Origin of the sequence: Labedella endophytica, assembly GCF_003990045.1 — a bacterium.
GTDB classification, from domain to species: Bacteria; Actinomycetota; Actinomycetes; order Actinomycetales; family Microbacteriaceae; genus Labedella; species Labedella endophytica.
Window position 1 is genome coordinate 105,451 of sequence record NZ_RZGZ01000006.1, and the last position, 14,680, is coordinate 120,130.

General features: G+C 68.4%; 16 protein-coding genes and 1 tRNA gene. 3 read left to right on the plus strand and 14 right to left on the minus strand.

From position 1 onward, the window contains the following. Nucleotides 1-65 precede the first annotated feature (65 nt). The 13 genes from ELQ94_RS16635 to rplU form a co-directional block, all read right to left on the minus strand. A complete protein-coding gene (locus tag ELQ94_RS16635; protein ID WP_127051492.1) occupies nucleotides 66-626 on the minus strand; it encodes a YceI family protein in 561 nt (186 codons plus the stop codon). Between the two features lie 70 nt (nucleotides 627-696). Beyond that, nucleotides 697-1,488, minus strand: coding sequence for an EI24 domain-containing protein (locus ELQ94_RS16640; protein ID WP_127051493.1), 792 nt, complete (start codon nucleotides 1,486-1,488; stop codon nucleotides 697-699). Between the two features lie 42 nt (nucleotides 1,489-1,530). Beyond that, nucleotides 1,531-2,091, minus strand: a complete 561-nt coding sequence (locus ELQ94_RS16645; protein ID WP_127051494.1) for a dihydrofolate reductase family protein — start codon at nucleotides 2,089-2,091, stop codon at nucleotides 1,531-1,533. Nucleotides 2,092-2,235: 144 nt separating this feature from the next. Further along, nucleotides 2,236-2,308: transfer RNA gene (locus ELQ94_RS16650), tRNA-Ala, on the minus strand. Nucleotides 2,309-2,355: 47 nt separating this feature from the next. Beyond that, nucleotides 2,356-2,757 carry a ribosome silencing factor gene (rsfS, locus tag ELQ94_RS16655; RefSeq protein WP_127051495.1) on the minus strand — a complete coding sequence of 134 codons (402 nt, stop codon included), beginning with the start codon at nucleotides 2,755-2,757 and terminating at the stop codon, nucleotides 2,356-2,358. Nucleotides 2,758-2,831: 74 nt separating this feature from the next. Then, the gene (locus tag ELQ94_RS16660; protein WP_127051496.1) at nucleotides 2,832-3,980 is read right to left on the minus strand and encodes a hypothetical protein; all 1,149 of its coding nucleotides are present in this window, start codon (nucleotides 3,978-3,980) and stop codon (nucleotides 2,832-2,834) included. Further along, on the minus strand, nucleotides 3,977-4,573 hold the full coding sequence (gene nadD / locus ELQ94_RS16665; protein ID WP_127051516.1) for a nicotinate-nucleotide adenylyltransferase: 597 nt from the start codon (nucleotides 4,571-4,573) through the stop codon (nucleotides 3,977-3,979). Before nadD ends, ELQ94_RS16660 begins: the two co-directional genes overlap by 4 nt. 13 nt (nucleotides 4,574-4,586) lie before the next feature. After that, nucleotides 4,587-4,844, minus strand: coding sequence for a hypothetical protein (locus ELQ94_RS16670; protein ID WP_243697084.1), 258 nt, complete (start codon nucleotides 4,842-4,844; stop codon nucleotides 4,587-4,589). A 78-nt stretch (nucleotides 4,845-4,922) separates the two neighbouring features. Next, entirely contained in the window at nucleotides 4,923-6,188 is a 1,266-nt protein-coding gene (locus ELQ94_RS16675) for a glutamate-5-semialdehyde dehydrogenase (protein WP_127051497.1), read from the minus strand. Nucleotides 6,189-6,198: 10 nt separating this feature from the next. Continuing rightward, complete coding sequence (gene proB, locus ELQ94_RS16680) at nucleotides 6,199-6,981, minus strand: glutamate 5-kinase (protein ID WP_127051498.1); 783 nt, start codon at nucleotides 6,979-6,981, stop codon at nucleotides 6,199-6,201. Further along, entirely contained in the window at nucleotides 6,968-8,509 is a 1,542-nt protein-coding gene (obgE, locus tag ELQ94_RS16685; RefSeq protein ID WP_127051518.1) for a GTPase ObgE, read from the minus strand. The genes proB and obgE overlap by 14 nt, the downstream gene beginning before the upstream one ends. Nucleotides 8,510-8,659: 150 nt before the next feature. After that, entirely contained in the window at nucleotides 8,660-8,917 is a 258-nt protein-coding gene (rpmA, locus tag ELQ94_RS16690) for a 50S ribosomal protein L27 (protein ID WP_127051499.1), read from the minus strand. A gap of 17 nt (nucleotides 8,918-8,934) precedes the next feature. Beyond that, the gene (gene rplU, locus ELQ94_RS16695) at nucleotides 8,935-9,243 is read right to left on the minus strand and encodes a 50S ribosomal protein L21 (protein ID WP_127051500.1); all 309 of its coding nucleotides are present in this window, start codon (nucleotides 9,241-9,243) and stop codon (nucleotides 8,935-8,937) included. Between the two features lie 215 nt (nucleotides 9,244-9,458). Between rplU and ELQ94_RS16700 the strand changes: the two genes are divergently transcribed. Then, the gene (locus ELQ94_RS16700) at nucleotides 9,459-9,722 is read left to right on the plus strand and encodes a DUF4031 domain-containing protein (protein ID WP_127051501.1); all 264 of its coding nucleotides are present in this window, start codon (nucleotides 9,459-9,461) and stop codon (nucleotides 9,720-9,722) included. A gap of 58 nt (nucleotides 9,723-9,780) precedes the next feature. Here the strand turns inward: ELQ94_RS16700 and ELQ94_RS16705 are convergent, their stop codons facing one another. Next, complete coding sequence (locus ELQ94_RS16705; protein WP_127051502.1) at nucleotides 9,781-12,378, minus strand: Rne/Rng family ribonuclease; 2,598 nt, start codon at nucleotides 12,376-12,378, stop codon at nucleotides 9,781-9,783. Nucleotides 12,379-12,810: 432 nt separating this feature from the next. On the opposite strand from ELQ94_RS16705, the gene ELQ94_RS16710 reads away from it, so the two are divergent. Both ELQ94_RS16710 and ELQ94_RS16715 read left to right on the plus strand, forming a co-directional pair. Continuing rightward, a complete protein-coding gene (locus ELQ94_RS16710) occupies nucleotides 12,811-13,407 on the plus strand; it encodes a vitamin K epoxide reductase family protein (RefSeq protein WP_424977550.1) in 597 nt (198 codons plus the stop codon). 258 nt (nucleotides 13,408-13,665) lie between these two features. Then, the coding region (locus ELQ94_RS16715) for a DUF222 domain-containing protein (RefSeq protein WP_127051504.1) at nucleotides 13,666-14,680 on the plus strand (1,015 nt) is incomplete at its 3' end.

Sequence of the window (14,680 nt, forward strand, 5' to 3'; positions counted from 1 at the left end):
CCCGGAGTCGTCTCCGGGGGCTCAGCTCGTGCTGCTCAGCCCAGTGGGGCTCAGCCGGTTCGGACTCAGGCCTGGTGCACGGCCTGGAGGTCGAGCGTGATGGTGACCTTCTCGCCGACGAGCACGCCACCGGCCTCGAGAGCCGCGTTCCACGTGAGACCGAAGTCCTCACGGTTGATCACGGTCTGCGCGGTCGCGCCGCCCTTGTAGTTGCCGAACGGGTCCTGACCGAAGCCACCGAACTCGAAGTCGAAGGTGACGGGCTTCGTGACGCCCTTGATGGTCAGGTTTCCGTCGACCTTGAGGTCGCCGTCCTCGTCGCGCGCTCCGGTCGAGACGAACTCGATCGTGGGGTACGCCTCGGCGTCGAAGAAGTCGGCCGAACGGAGGTGGGCGTCGCGGCCCTCGTCCTTGGTGTTGATCGTGGCCACGTCGACGCTCGCGGTGGCGGTCGAATCCGTGGGGTTCTCCGCCGTCGTGAACGATCCGGAGAAGGTGCCGAACGTGCCCTTGACCTTGCTGATCATCATGTGGCGGACGCTGAAGCCGACCTCGCTGTGGGAGGGGTCGAGGGCCCAGGTTCCGACCTTGTAGCCGGGGATGTCGATCGTCGAGGATGCAGTCATAGTGTGCGGATCTCCTTCATGAGCTGGGTCCGTCCCGGCTCACATAGTTGCAAGTGAATGGATCTGTGGTCTATTCCCGATTCTCCGGACGGATCTCGAACGGTCGCGCGACGCGGCGGAAGAGCATGGTCGAGCCCACGACCGCAGCGGGCATCGCGACGATGGCGGCGAACGGGATGAGGAACAGCGCGTAGACCATGAGCCCGAAGCCCAGCACGAGGGGACGGTCGGCGGCGCGCATGGCCCGCTCGGTACGTCGGGAGATGTCGCGAGCGTCCATGGGACGGGAGAGCAGCTCCCGCGCGATGGCCCAGCCTCCGACGATCCATCCGCAGACCGGGCCGAGCACGGTCCCCGCGATCGGTATGAGCCCGAGGAGGAACACCAGGATGCCCGCCACGACCGTGAAGCCCACGAGGCGCAGTCCGGAGGCCATGGCGCGGCGGATGCCGGCCCAGAACGGCAGCTCGACCGGCCCGGTGAAGCTCCCGAGGTCCCGTTCGGCGCGCAGCCAGATGCGTTCGTAGATCGGATCCCCCACGGTGAGGGTGACGGCGGTGAACGTGACGACCATGAGGAGCAGGGTCGCCATCACGATCGCGACGCCGGCAGCGAACCGCATCGTGTCCCGGACCGGCACCTCCCACGACTCCGCGAAGGGGGTCAGCCAGAGGACGATGTCGTCGACGAAGAACCCGAGGGCCACGATCGCCCCCACGACGAGGAGCCCGACGACGAGCGCCGGGACCGCTCCGAGCGCCATGAGGCTCGGTCGTTTCCCCCAGAACCCGAAGCCGCGCCAGAAGTAGCCGACCCCCGTGAAGAAGCGGGCGGGAGCGCTGGGTCTTGTCCGGGAATCCACGCTCCAACGCTAGCGCGGATGCTCAGGCGGTCCCTGCCATCGTCAGGCCCGCGGGACCACGTCGTAGACGAGCCGGGCGAACTGTCCGACGGCCGCTGCGGACACCAGCCGGAGCCGGTCCGACTCGACACGCCGAGGGAGTAGCGGAGCGCCTCCCCTGAGCGCCACGGGGGCGACGGACAGTCGGATCTCGTCGAGGGCGTCCGCGTCCAGGAACTGCCCGGCGAGGTCCCCTCCGCCCACGACCCAGATGTCGCCGTCACCCGCGGCGACCCGGATCTCGGTCAGGGCATCCGCCACGGACCCGTTCAGGAAGCGCACGTCTGCACCCTCCGGGACGGGCAGGCTCCGGGACGAGAAGACGAAGGTGGTCTTGGCTCCGTGGAACTCCTGCCATTTCTCGGGGTGCGCGAGGATGTCCTGCTCGGCGAGGAGCCATTCGTAGGTGGTGGAGCCTTCGACCAGGACGGTGGCGCTCGATGGGAAGAGACCGTCGTCCGGATGATCACCGCCCTCGACCGCGAAGAGCCAGGCGAGGGAGCCGTCCTCGTCCGCTATCCACCCGTTGATGCTGGTCGCCGTGTCGAAGAGGATCCGTGTCATGACACGACGCTAACGCGGACCTCCGACACGAGAAGCCGAGGAAGCACCCCAAGCCGAACCCTTCGCGGGGGTGCAACCTTCACCGAGAACGAGGAAACCCCCGGAAGCTAAAGCTTCGCGGGGGTTTGACCTTCATAAGCGGAGTGGATCTGAGGGGACTCGAACCCCTGACCCCCTGCATGCCATGCAGGTGCGCTACCAGCTGCGCCACAGACCCAGATTTGTTCCCTCCTGCGGAGGCAACTCATCGATCCTACAACAGGATCAGTCGGTGGGCGAATCGGGAGATCCGGCTCCGGTCACCGACGCCGTCTCCGGGATCGGGACCACCGGGCAGTCCTTCCAGAGGCGCTCGAGGGAGTAGTAGAGACGGTCCTCCTCGTGGAAGACGTGCACGACGAGGTCTCCGAAGTCGAGCAGGATCCAGCGGGCTTCCGCCTTGCCCTCCCGGCGAACGGCCTTCGTCCCGGAGGCGATGAGCCGGTCCTCGATCTCGTCGGCGATCGCGACGACGTTGCGTTCGTTGCGACCGGTGGCGAGCAGGAAGATGTCGACGAAGGGAAGCGGCTCGGAGACGTCGAGCGCGACGAGGTCCGTGGCGGACTTGGACGAGGCCGCGTCGGCGGCGATCGCGAGCATATCGCGGGATTCGGGTGTGGCGGTCATTCAGGTTCCTCCAGAACCTCGAGGCGTGCGTGCCCCGAACGGGCGTGGGCGGCGGAGCCGACCGGTGGACCGGATCAGAGCGTTCCGGTGAGAAGACTGGTGACGACGACCGCGAGGACGGCGACCATGAGGACGCCGGCGATGATCGCGAGGACCGGAACGATGCTCGGCCTCTTCGATCGGGCCGGCGGCGCGATGATGTCGCGCGCGGACGTGTGGGTGCTGACGGCCCTGCTCGCCGACACCGGGGTGCCGGCGGTCGGCGGGGCCGGGGGCTCGTGATCGAGCGAGCGGTCGTAGTCGGCACGATCGCCGGTACCCGGATCAGCCGTGCCGGTGAGGGTGCGCGGGAGGTCGATGGATCCGGTGACCATGATCTCGCCGGTGCCGCCGATCGGTCCTGTGAAGGTGCTCATGGGCGATCCGACGATGAGGGTGCTCGACGTGGTCGGAGTCTGATCGGCCTCGGCGATCCCCGTCGCGATGAGCGCGTCGAACGGCTTCTCGTCGGCGAGCGGGTCGGAGTCGTTCTCGAGCGCGGCCTCCCCGAAGTCCCCGGCGACGACCGTGTCGATCGCATCGTCGGTATCGGAGGCGGAGTCGGTGCCCGTCGCCGCCCGGCGGTCATCGGCGTCGATGACGGCCTCGGTGAGGTCTCCGGTCTCGGATGCGTTCTTCGCGACGACGGCGAGTTCCGGGGTCGATGCGGACACGGGGGCATGCTCGCCCGTGGGGTCGTCGATGGCTTCCGCTGTGACGACCTCACCGGTCTCGCCGCGAGCGATCCCCTGGTCGGCACCGATCACCGTGATCGAGGCGGTACGTGCTCGTTCGAGCTCGCGTGCCTGACGTCGTGTGAGGGGCACTCCGTCGTTCGGGATGACGGGGACGACCGCCTCGGCCGGGGCGGAAACCTCCGTGGCCTCCTGCGCCGTCGTGGTCTCGGGCGGGGCTGCCGGCTCAGCGTTCTCGGACTCCGACTCGGGCGGAGCGGAGACGATCTCCGCGGTCTCGATGACCTCGTCGGTCGGCGCGACCTTCGCGTACGGCTCGGACGTCGAGGCCTGGGTCTCGACGGACTCGGTCTCGACCGGTCCGGTCGACGCAGACGGGTCGGTCGCGGCGGGTTCGTTGCGCGTCGCGGTCGACGAGGATCGACCGGACTTCTGCAGCTCACGCAGCTGCCGACGCGAGAGCGGCTGCTCTTCAGCGGGCGTGGTCATGTGCTACTCCGATACAGATGGTGTTTGGTGATGTACTGGACGACGCCATCAGGAACCAAATACCAGACCGGAAACCCCCGGCTCACCCGGCTCCGACAGTCCGTCGACGAGATCGCCAGGGCCGGAACTTCCAGCAAGCTTACGCGCCTGCTCGGCAATCCTGAAACGGTCAGCGCGTGTCCCGGTCGGCTCACGGCGACGAAGTGCGCGAGCGACCAGAGCTCCTCGACGTTCTTCCAGTTCAGGATCTGCGCGATCGCGTCGGCCCCCGTGATGAAGAAGAGGTCGGAATCGGGCCGCGCGGCGGCCAGATCCCGCAGAGTATCGATGGTGTACGTGGGTCCGTCGCGGTCGATGTCCACGCGGCTGACCGTGAAGCGGGGGTTCGCCGCCGTGGCGATCACGGTCATGAGGTAGCGGTGTTCGCTCTCCGTCACGACGGTCTTCTGCCACGGCTGTCCCGTGGGGACGAAGACGACCTCGTCGAGATCGAAGGACGTCGCGACCTCGCTGGCCGCCACGAGGTGCCCGTGATGGATGGGATCGAATGTTCCGCCCATCACCCCGATCCGAGGGCGACGTGTCTCAACCACCACGTCGTTCGCGTCAGTGACCGCTGGCGGTGGAGTCGTGGCCGTGGGAATCGGCGCCGCCGTGCTGGGAGGCGGCACGCGAACCGCCACCGTGACGGTTGGCCACGTCGCGGTAGGAGAACATGACGAAACCGAGGATCGCGAAGACGACGGCGGCGACGACTCCGAACATGACGGCCGGCATCGGGAGCTCGTTGTGGTGCGCCTCAGCCTCGGCTACCAGGTTCACCATCATCGATACCGCGACCATCGACATCCGAGCTCCGTTCATCCGTGCGCTTCCCGCGCGTGACCAGTCTATCCGCTCGCCGTCGGGCCCGACGACCCCACGCGGCGCGGGATCGGACGGTCAGGCCCTGCTCTGCCCCGATCCGCGCACGATCCACTTCGTACACGTGAGTTCCGCGAGTCCCATCGGGCCACGGGCGTGCAACTTCTGGGTGGAGATGCCGACCTCGGCGCCGAAGCCGAACTCCCCTCCATCGGTGAAACGCGTGGATGCGTTGACCATCACGACGGCCGAGTCGACCTCGGCCAGGAAGCGCTCAGCCGTGGCGACGTCCTCGGTGAGGATGGACTCGGTGTGTCCGGTGGAGAAGCGCCGGATGTGCGCGACCGCGTCGTCGATCGAGTCGACGACCCGCACCCCGATGTCGAGACTGAGGTGCTCGGTCGCCCACTCGTCCTCGTCCGCCGGCACCGCAGCGGGCCAGATCGCGCGCGTCGCGTCGTCCCCGTGGACGGTGACGCCGGAGGCCGCGAGACGGTCGAGCACGGGCGGGAGCAGTCGTTCGGCCGCCGCTGCGTGAACGAGGAGGGTCTCGACGGCGTTGCACACGCTCGGTCTCTGGACCTTCGCGTTGTGCACGATGTCGACCGCCCAGTCCTCCCTGGCCGATTCGTCGAGCACGATGTGCACGACACCTGACCCGGTCTCGATCACGGGCACCGTGGAGGAGGACACGACCGTCTCGATGAGGCTCGCGCTCCCCCGCGGTACGAGGACGTCGACATACCCGCGTGCCTGCATCAGGGCGGTCGCACCGTCGCGTCCGAAGTCGTCGATGGTCTGGACCGCATCGGCCGGCAGCCCGACGGACTCCGCCGCCGAACGGATAATCTGGACCAGCACGGCATTGCTGCGCTCGGCCGCCGAGCCACCGCGCAGGATGCCGGCGTTGCCGCTCGCGAGGGCGAGGCACGCGACGTCGACGGTGACGTTCGGGCGTGCCTCGTAGATCGCGCCGACGACGCCGAAGGGCACCCGGACCTGATCGATCTTGAGCCCGTTGCCGAGCCGCGAGCCCCGCACTGTCTGACCGAGCGGATCCGGGAGCGAGGCGATCTCCCGAACGGAGGCACTCAGCGACCCGACGCGCTCGAGAGAGAGGGCGAGCCGGTCGAGCAGGGCCGTCGAGAGGCCGATCTCCCGGCCGTTCGCGAGGTCGAGCGCGTTCGCGTCGACGACGTCGCCGCTCCGGGCCTCGATCGCATCGGCGACGGCGAGCAGGGCCGAACGGCGCTGCTGCCCCGTGCTCGTCGCGAGCACGATGGACGCGGCACGCGCGGCCTCGAAACGCTCGAGCAGGGAGGTCTCGACGGTCATCTCGGTCATGACCCCGATCCTATCGAGGCGTCGGAAGGAACCAGGTGCCGATGTCGGCCCCGTCGAGCGCCTCGGCGACGCGGCGGGTGGAGGTGACGAGCACTCCCGTGCCCGTCGAGGCGGCGAGACGGGCCGCGCTCACTTTGGTGGACGCGCCGCCGGTGCCGACACCACTCGTGGAGGCGCCGAACGTGACCCCGTCGAGCTCCGATCCGTCCGAGACGACCGCGATGCGCTCGGCGCCGGGCTCCGCCGGCGGCCTGGTGTAGATGGCGTCCACGTCGCTCAACAGGACGAGGGCGTCGGCCTTCACGAGGATCGAGACGAGCGCCGCGAGCCGGTCGTTGTCGCCGAAGCGGATCTCGTGGGTCGCGACCGTGTCGTTCTCGTTGACGATCGGCAGGATCCGGAGTCCGATGAGTCGCTCCATCGCTCGCTGAGCGTTGCTGCGGTGCGTGGGGTTCTCGAGGTCCCCCGCCGTCAGGAGCACCTGGCCGGCCACGATCCCGAAGCGGTCGAGGCTCTGCTGGTAGCGGTGCACGAGGAGGTTCTGACCCACGGCCGCTGCGGCCTGCTGGGTTGCGAGATCCGTAGGCCTCGACGAGAGACGGAGGAACGGCATCCCGGTCGCGATGGCGCCGGACGAGACGAGGATGATCTCGACGCCGCGGCCATGGGCCTCCGCCATAGCGTCGACGAGCGGCTCGATGGCGCCGACATTGTCACCACTGATGGACGAGGAGCCCACCTTGACGACGACGCGGCGCGCACCGCGCACCGCGGATCGATCAGCGAGCGTCATCGTTCTCGAGCGGTTCGTTCTGCTCCTCGTCCCCGTCCTTCCAGAGACCGGCCTCGCGCTCGCGTTCGAGCTCGGCGCGGGCCTCGGCCTTCGCGTCCATGCGATCGAAGTAGTGGTCTCGACGCTGACCGCGCGTGGGGCGCTCGTTCATGTCGAGGCGGGCGTCGGCTCCTCGCGGGGTGGTGATGAGCTCGGCGGCCGAGGTGAGCGTGGGCTCCCAGTCGAAGATGATGCCGCTGCCGGGTCCGATGACGACGGTGGAGCCGGCGACGGCTCCCTTCTTCATGAGCATGTCCTCGACGCCGAGCTTCGCGAGCCGGTCGGCGAGGAAGCCGACGGCCTCGTCGTTCGTGAAGTCGGTCTGCGCCACCCAGCGCTCGGGCTTCGCGCCGAGGATCCGGAAGACCGGTCCGTAGGTACCGCCCTCGACCTTGATCTCGTAGCCCTGCTCGTCGACCGCAGTGGGCCGGATGACGATGCGTTCGGGCGCGGGAGCCGCTGCCTTCGCCTCGCGGTCTGCGGAGACGATGTCACCGAGGGCGAACGTCAGCTGGCGGAGGCCTTCGTGGCTCACGGCCGAGATCTCGAAGACGCGGAACCCGCGGCTCTCGAGTTCCGGACGCACGAGGGCGGCGAGGTCGCGGCCGTCGGGCACGTCGACCTTGTTGAGGGCGATGAGCTGCGGGCGCTCCGTGAGGGGCGTCTGGCCCTCCGGCACCGGATAGGCCTCGAGCTCGCCGAGGATCACGTCGAGGTCGCTGATCGGATCGCGGCCCGGCTCGAGCGTCGCGCAATCGAGCACGTGCAGCAAGGCGGAGCACCGCTCCACGTGGCGGAGGAAGTCGAGACCGAGCCCCTTGCCCTCGCTCGCGCCCTCGATGAGACCGGGCACGTCGGCGACGGTGAACCGCACCTCGCCGGCCTGGACCACGCCGAGGTTCGGGGCGAGGGTCGTGAAGGGGTAGTCGGCGATCTTCGGCTTGGCGGCGGACACCGCGGCGATGAGGCTCGATTTACCGGCGGAGGGGTACCCGACGAAGGCGATGTCGGCGACCGTCTTGAGTTCGAGGACGACGTCGCCCTCCCACCCGGGGGTGCCGAGCAGGGCGAACCCGGGGGCCTTGCGCTTGGTGTTGGCGAGGGCGGAGTTGCCGAGGCCACCCTGTCCACCGGCGGCGACGACGATGCGCATTCCGGGCTCGACGAGGTCGGCGAGCTCTTCTCCGTCCGTGTCCCGCACGACCGTGCCGACGGGCACGGGGAGCTCGAGGATCTCACCCGTCGTACCGTTGCGGTAATCGCCCATGCCGAAGCCGCCGCTCTGCGATGAGCGGTGGGGGGCACGGTGGTAGCCGAGGAGCGTCGTGGTCTGCGGGTCGGCGACGAGGACGATGTCCCCGCCGTTGCCCCCGTTGCCACCATCGGGCCCTGCGAGGGGCTTGAACTTCTCGCGGCGGACGGAGACGCAACCGTTCCCGCCGTTGCCGGCGCGGAGGTGCAGAGTCACCTCGTCGACGAAGGTGACCATCTGAACCACGTCCTATTCGATCTCATCGATCATCGCGGCCCCCGAAGACCGGGTGCCGATCGTGCTGTTCGGGGTCTCCCCCGAGAAACGGCAAAGGCGAGCCGAAGCTCGCCCCTGCCTGGAGATCCGCCCGAGGGCGGAACGAACCGTCTACTCGGCGGCCGCCACGATGTTGACCACCTTGCGGCGGCCCTTGTGGCCGAACTCGACCGCACCGGCCGACAACGCGAAGAGCGTGTCGTCGCCGCCACGTCCGACGTTGACGCCGGGGTGGAAGTGCGTGCCCCGCTGGCGCACGATGATCTCGCCCGCGAGGACGACCTGACCACCGAAGCGCTTCACGCCGAGGCGCTGGGCGTTGGAATCACGACCGTTGCGAGTAGAACTCGCACCCTTTTTGTGTGCCATGTCTGTGTCTCCTCTGGCTACTTGATTCCGGTGACCTTGACGCGCGTGAGCTCCTGACGGTGCCCCTGACGCTTCTTGTAGCCGGTCTTGTTCTTGAACTTCTGGATGATGATCTTCGGACCACGGAGGTTCTCGATGACCTCGGCCGAGACGACGACCTTCTCGAGGGACTTCGCGTCGGATGTGATCGAGTCACCGTCGACGAGGAGGACCGGGGCGAGCGTGAGCTTGCCGTCCTTATCCGCCTTGACGCGGTCCATCGTGACGATGGTGCCGACTTCGACCTTCTCCTGGCGACCGCCGGCTCGCACTACTGCGTAAACCACTTCGTACCTACTTCTCCCGGGAGCTCGCGCTCGCTGGCTTGGAATTGGAAAGTGTCACTGTCCGCGCCAGACCCCGTGGGATCGAAAGTCTGCCGGTTCAGAAAACTTCGGTTCGGACACAGGGATAAGCTGTGCGCACCAAGGGTCGAGTTTACGTCATCGAAGGCGTTCCCGGCAAATGACGCGCGGCGCGGCGCGGCTCGTAGACTCCGGATATGACCGTCTTCATCGATCCCCCGCTGTGGCCGGCGCACGGAACCCTGTGGTCGCACCTCGTGAGTGACCGATCGATCGACGAGCTCCAGGTCTTCGCGAGAGCGGCCGGTCTCCCGCCGAGGAGCTTCGATCGGGATCACTACGACGTGCCGGCCAGCGAGCGGGAGCGCCTCGTCGCGGCCGGTGCCGTCCCCGTCTCCGCGAACGAGCTGACGAGGCGCCTCATCGCGTCGGGACTGCGCATCCGGGCGAAGGACCGTTGAACGACGCATCCCGGTCCCTGCGGGCGGGGACCGGGATGCGTCGCGCGAATCGGACCGATCAGTCCGTGTCGTCGTCGTGCGCGATCGGCGTGCCCGTGAGGGCGGCGGTCGAGACGCGCCGGCTGCGACCGCGACCCTGGCCGGGCCGCTTCGGCTCGGGCAGTGCATCGAGCACGGAGCCCAGGAGGTCCTCGGCCGCCCGCTTGTCGACCCGCTGACCGGCTGCGCCGGCTGGTGCGATCGGGATGTCGAGAATCGCGACCGTGGCATCGGCCGGCTCACGGGTCTCGATCGGACCGAGCACGCTCTCGGACGACGCCCGACCGCCGCGGCGGCCCTTGCGCGGTTCACGGGCCCGTTCAGGACGGCGTTCGACGGGCGCGGGAGCCGCGACGGCGGCGTCCTCGGAGGGCTGCGCGTCGGTGACGTCGAACAGGTCGTGGGACGCGGACTCGGAGGAGGGGACGGTCTCCGGCGTCTCGGCGGTCGCACCCAGGGTCGCCTCGACGGACAACGCTGTGCCGTCGACCTCGACGATGTCGATCGACTCGACGGTGGGAGCCGCCGATTCCTCGGAGGTCGACTCGTCGGTCGAGGGACCAGCAGCGTTGCTGATCGTGGAGGCCGCGATCTGGGCGAGCGCATTCTTCGCGTCGTCCGTGATGGCGTGCGGAGCAGCCTTTGCGGCCGGGGCCTGCTGCTGGCCGTTCTGGCCGCCGTTGCCGTTCTGGCCACCCTTGCGACGACGGTCTGGACCGCTCGGAGCGCTGCTCGGGCTGTGAGCGGGCCGGCCGCCCTTCGCGACGGGCTCGTGGTGCACGATGACGCCGCGACCCGCGCAGGTCTCGCACGGCTCGCTGAACGATTCGAGGAGCCCGAGGCCGAGCTTCTTGCGTGTCATCTGCACGAGACCGAGCGATGTGACCTCGGCCACCTGGTGCTTCGTCCGGTCGCGGCTCAAGCACTCGACGAGGCGTCGGAGCACGAGGTCGCGGTTGGTCTCGAGGACCATGTCGATGAAGTCGACGACGATGATCCCGCCGATGTCGCGCAGGCGCAGCTGGCGGACGATCTCCTCAGCGGCCTCGAGGTTGTTCTTCGTGACCGTCTCCTCGAGGTTTCCACCGGAACCGACGAACTTCCCGGTGTTGACGTCGACGACGGTCATGGCCTCGGTGCGGTCGATCACGAGGGAACCGCCGGAGGGGAGCCAGACCTTGCGGTCGAGCGCCTTCTCGATCTGCTCGCTCACGCGGAACTCGTCGAAGACGTCGCGCTGTCCGTCGTAGGACTCGATGCGGTCCACGAGGTCCGGGGCCACCTGACGCACGTACGTCTGGATCGTCTCGAGCGCATCGTCGCCGGCGATCACGAGACGCTGGAAGTCCTCGTTGAAGACGTCGCGGACGATCTTGATGAGCAGGTCCGGCTCCGAGTGGAGCAGCGCCGGCGCCTGAGCGGACTCGGCGTAGTGGCTGATCTCGGTCCACTGCGACGTCAGGCGGTTGACGTCGACGGTCAGCTGCTCCTCCGTCGCGCCCTCGGCAGCCGTGCGCACGATGACGCCGGAGCTCTCGGGCAGCACCTCCTTGAGGATGCGCTTGAGGCGCGCACGCTCGGTGTCGGGGAGCTTGCGCGAGATGCCGTTCATGGACCCGTTGGGCACATAGACGAGATAGCGGCCGGGCAGCGACACCTGGCTCGTGAGCCGGGCGCCCTTGTGACCGACCGGGTCCTTCGTCACCTGGACGAGGACCTTGTCGCCGGGCTTGAGCGCGAGTTCGATGCGGCGGGGCTGGTTCTTGCCCTCACTCGAGTTCTCGGCGGCGGCGTCCCAGTCGACCTCGCCGGAGTACAGCACGGCGTTGCGGCCCCGACCGATGTCGACGAAGGCCGCCTCCATGCTCGGGAGGACGTTCTGCACGCGACCGAGGTAGACGTTGCCGATGAGGGACGCGTCCTGATTGCGAGCGACGTAGTGCTCCACGAGCACGCCGTCCTCGAGAACGCCGATCTGGATACGACCGTCCTTCGAGCGCACGACCATCGCGCGGTCGACGGACTCGCGACGAGCGAGGAACTCCGCCTCGGTGACGACGGCGCGGCGACGGCCGGCGTCGCGCCCGTCGCGGCGACGCTGCTTCTTCGCCTCGAGGCGCGTGGAGCCCTTGACCCGCTGCGGCTCGGTGATGAGCTCCGGCTCGCGCTGCGGGCGACCGCGGTTCGAGGACTGCTGCGGCTCTCCGTTCCCCCGGCCACCGTCCTCACCGCGACGTCGACGTGAGCGACGACGCATGCTGGAGCCGCGACCGTTCTCGTCGTCGTCGTCATCCTCGTCCTCGTCGTCGAGGTCGGGACGCTCGTCGCGTGACAGGGGCGGCAGCGGCGCGATCGCCGGTGCGTGGAAGATCAGGGTCGTCGTGCTCATCGGAACGCCGGAGAACGGATTGCCCGGATCCGACGCTTCCGCGGACTCGGCGGTCGCACCGCCGTCGGCTCCCGCCTCGTCCGAGGACCCGGCGGCCGACGTGTTCCCACCGGCGTCGACGGAGTCCTGCTCGACGACGACCTCTGCGGTGAAGCTCTCGCCCCGCTCGTTCTCGACGTCCTCGTTGTTTTCGGCTGCGCCGACTGACTGCTCGTTGTCTTTCACCATCTCTGGTGCACTCCTCGTCCGGGCGAGCCGCGCCTTGTCCCGGGAATCTTCCAGCTCGATTCCGCCGAAGCGGTTCGAGCGAATCCTGTGTTCATGGCGACCGGGGTGGGCTCTCTCGCTCACCCGGGCCGCGCACCGTCGGCCTTCGTGACCGACTACTTCAGGCCCCTCGACGATGCGAGGAGTCCCTGGATTCGGACCGATGTCGCGGACCGTGGCACGGAAGTGCCGGTGGAACCGCTCATCGGCTCCCGATGTCCGGGGGCCGAGCCTGAAAAATCTTGACGACAGCGTCCGACGCGCGGGTCGAACTCGTCTGACGTCATTATCGCACGGTCGAGCGGTCGCGCACATTCGGGCGGAGCGCTCACGGATCACCCATGCCGTGCGCTCGGGGTTCTCCCGGATCGCTGGTGCCATAATCGTGGCGTGATCCCGACCTCCTCGACGCGGCGCCCCGTCGCCCTCGCCCTGCTTCTGATCGTCGCGGGAATGATCGGGTGGTGGGCCGCCTTCTCGCTCACGATCGAGAAGATCGAGGCCCTCGAGAATCCCGGGCGCGCCGCGGGATGCGATTTCAGCGTCCTCGTTCAGTGCACCGAGAACCTCAACTCCCCTCAGGGAGCCATCTTCGGTTTCCCGAACCCGCTCATCGGATTGGCCGCGTGGATCGCGCCCATCGTCGTGGGAGTCGCCCTGCTCGCCGGCGCGCGCTTCGCGCGGTGGTTCTGGGTGATCTTCTGGCTCGGATTCGTCGGAGCGATCTCCTTCGTCGTCTGGTTGATCACGCAGAGCATCTTCGTGCTCGGCACCCTCTGCCCGTGGTGCATGGTCACGTGGTCGGTCACGATCCCCTCCTTCCTCGCGGTCACGGCCTACGTGGTCGCAGAAGGCGCGCTCCCGCTCGGTGCCGGCGCCCGACGCGCGGGCAAGGCGGTCCTCCGGTGGGTGCCGCTCGCCACGGTCCTCGCCTACGTCGTGATCGCGGTGATCGCCCAGCTCCGCCTCGACGTCCTCAGCAACCTGTGACCTCCTCGCGCGAAAGGGCTACTCCCGAGCGAGGGCGCCACGTAGAGCTAGCGCCCTCGATACGTACATGTAGCCCTCGCGTCCCTGGGGCCGTTCTGTCATGCTCGGCGACCGAGCTACCGCCCCTGAGCCTGTCGAAGGGTGCTAACCGCGCCGAAACGTCCGCTCACGTGTCGTCCACAGGTCGGGATTCGATGAGAAACTGACTCCTTTTCCGGATACCGTTCGAATGTCGGTGGTGTCGTGTTCACTAGACGTATGAGGACACAGGGGGCGGCATTCCGGGGGCGGATCGCAGACGCAATCGCCCTCCTCGCCGAGCCCGTCGGTGCTCTTGCGCCGGAGAGGTTGTCCGCCACCGACTACATCGCCGCGCTCCGGGAGGTCGAAGACCTGGGGCGCCTCGTCGACGCCGCACGGATCGCCCTGGCTGGGGAGGCCGAGAAGCGCACGCAGGGCCCGATCGACACCCTCGGGGCTCTTGGATACGCGTCCGCGGTGGATGCCGTCGCGATGCTCACCTCGGCTGCGGATCGGGACGCGAAGCGGCGCATCCGGGTGGGGGAATCGTTGAACGCGGGCGTCTCACTCACGGGTGCTGAAACAGGATCGGCCCATCCCGTGGTCGCCGCCGCGGTGTTTGCCGGCAACCTGAGCATCGACGTCGCGACGATCCTCATCGACGCACTCGACGGCGTCGGCAACCGTGTCGGCGACACCGTGCTCCTGCAGGCGGAGGAGTCTCTCGTCGAGCTCGCTGCGGGCACTCCTGAGCACCCGCCGCTACGGGCGGACCTGGTCCGTGGCCAGGTGCAATTGTTCCTCGAACTGATCGACCCCGACGGGGTCCTCCCACGAGAGGAAGTGGCGCGGCGGAAGCGTTCCCTGCGGATCGGACGCGAGACACAGGACGGCCTCATCCCCGTGCACGGACTACTCACACTCGAGGTCGGGGCGTCATTGAAGCGCCTCGTGGATGCTCACCTGCGGAAGGTGTCCTTCACCGACGACCCCGACTCGATGATCGACCACGTCGACGACCGGCTCCCGCAGCAGAAGCGGCACGACACCCTCGCCGACATCCTCAGCGCCGCCGCCCGCGTCAAGGACGCACCACAGCTCGCCGGATCAGCCCCCGCGATCTCCGTCACCGTCACGCAGGCCGCGCTCGACGCCGGCTGGGGCGTCGGCGCGATCGACGGCATGGACACCCCGATCTCCGTCCAAGCCATCGAGAAGATGATCGACTCCCGCGGCATGCAACACATCGTCT

Excerpts from the sequence above, each read along its gene's own strand:
- ELQ94_RS16635 (WP_127051492.1), bottom strand. The coding sequence starts at position 626 with ATGACTGCATCCTCGACGATCGACATCCCCGGCTACAAGGTCGGAACC.
- ELQ94_RS16645 (WP_127051494.1), bottom strand. The coding sequence starts at position 2,091 with ATGACACGGATCCTCTTCGACACGGCGACCAGCATCAACGGGTGGATA.
- rsfS (WP_127051495.1), bottom strand. The coding sequence starts at position 2,757 with ATGACCGCCACACCCGAATCCCGCGATATGCTCGCGATCGCCGCCGAC.
- ELQ94_RS16660 (WP_127051496.1), bottom strand. The coding sequence starts at position 3,980 with ATGACCACGCCCGCTGAAGAGCAGCCGCTCTCGCGTCGGCAGCTGCGT.
- ELQ94_RS16670 (WP_243697084.1), bottom strand. The coding sequence starts at position 4,844 with ATGAACGGAGCTCGGATGTCGATGGTCGCGGTATCGATGATGGTGAAC.
- ELQ94_RS16675 (WP_127051497.1), bottom strand. The coding sequence starts at position 6,188 with ATGACCGAGATGACCGTCGAGACCTCCCTGCTCGAGCGTTTCGAGGCC.
- proB (WP_127051498.1), bottom strand. The coding sequence starts at position 6,981 with ATGACGCTCGCTGATCGATCCGCGGTGCGCGGTGCGCGCCGCGTCGTC.
- obgE (WP_127051518.1), bottom strand. The coding sequence starts at position 8,509 with ATGGTCACCTTCGTCGACGAGGTGACTCTGCACCTCCGCGCCGGCAAC.
- rpmA (WP_127051499.1), bottom strand. The coding sequence starts at position 8,917 with ATGGCACACAAAAAGGGTGCGAGTTCTACTCGCAACGGTCGTGATTCC.
- ELQ94_RS16700 (WP_127051501.1), top strand. The coding sequence starts at position 9,459 with ATGACCGTCTTCATCGATCCCCCGCTGTGGCCGGCGCACGGAACCCTG.
- ELQ94_RS16705 (WP_127051502.1), bottom strand. The coding sequence starts at position 12,378 with ATGGTGAAAGACAACGAGCAGTCAGTCGGCGCAGCCGAAAACAACGAG.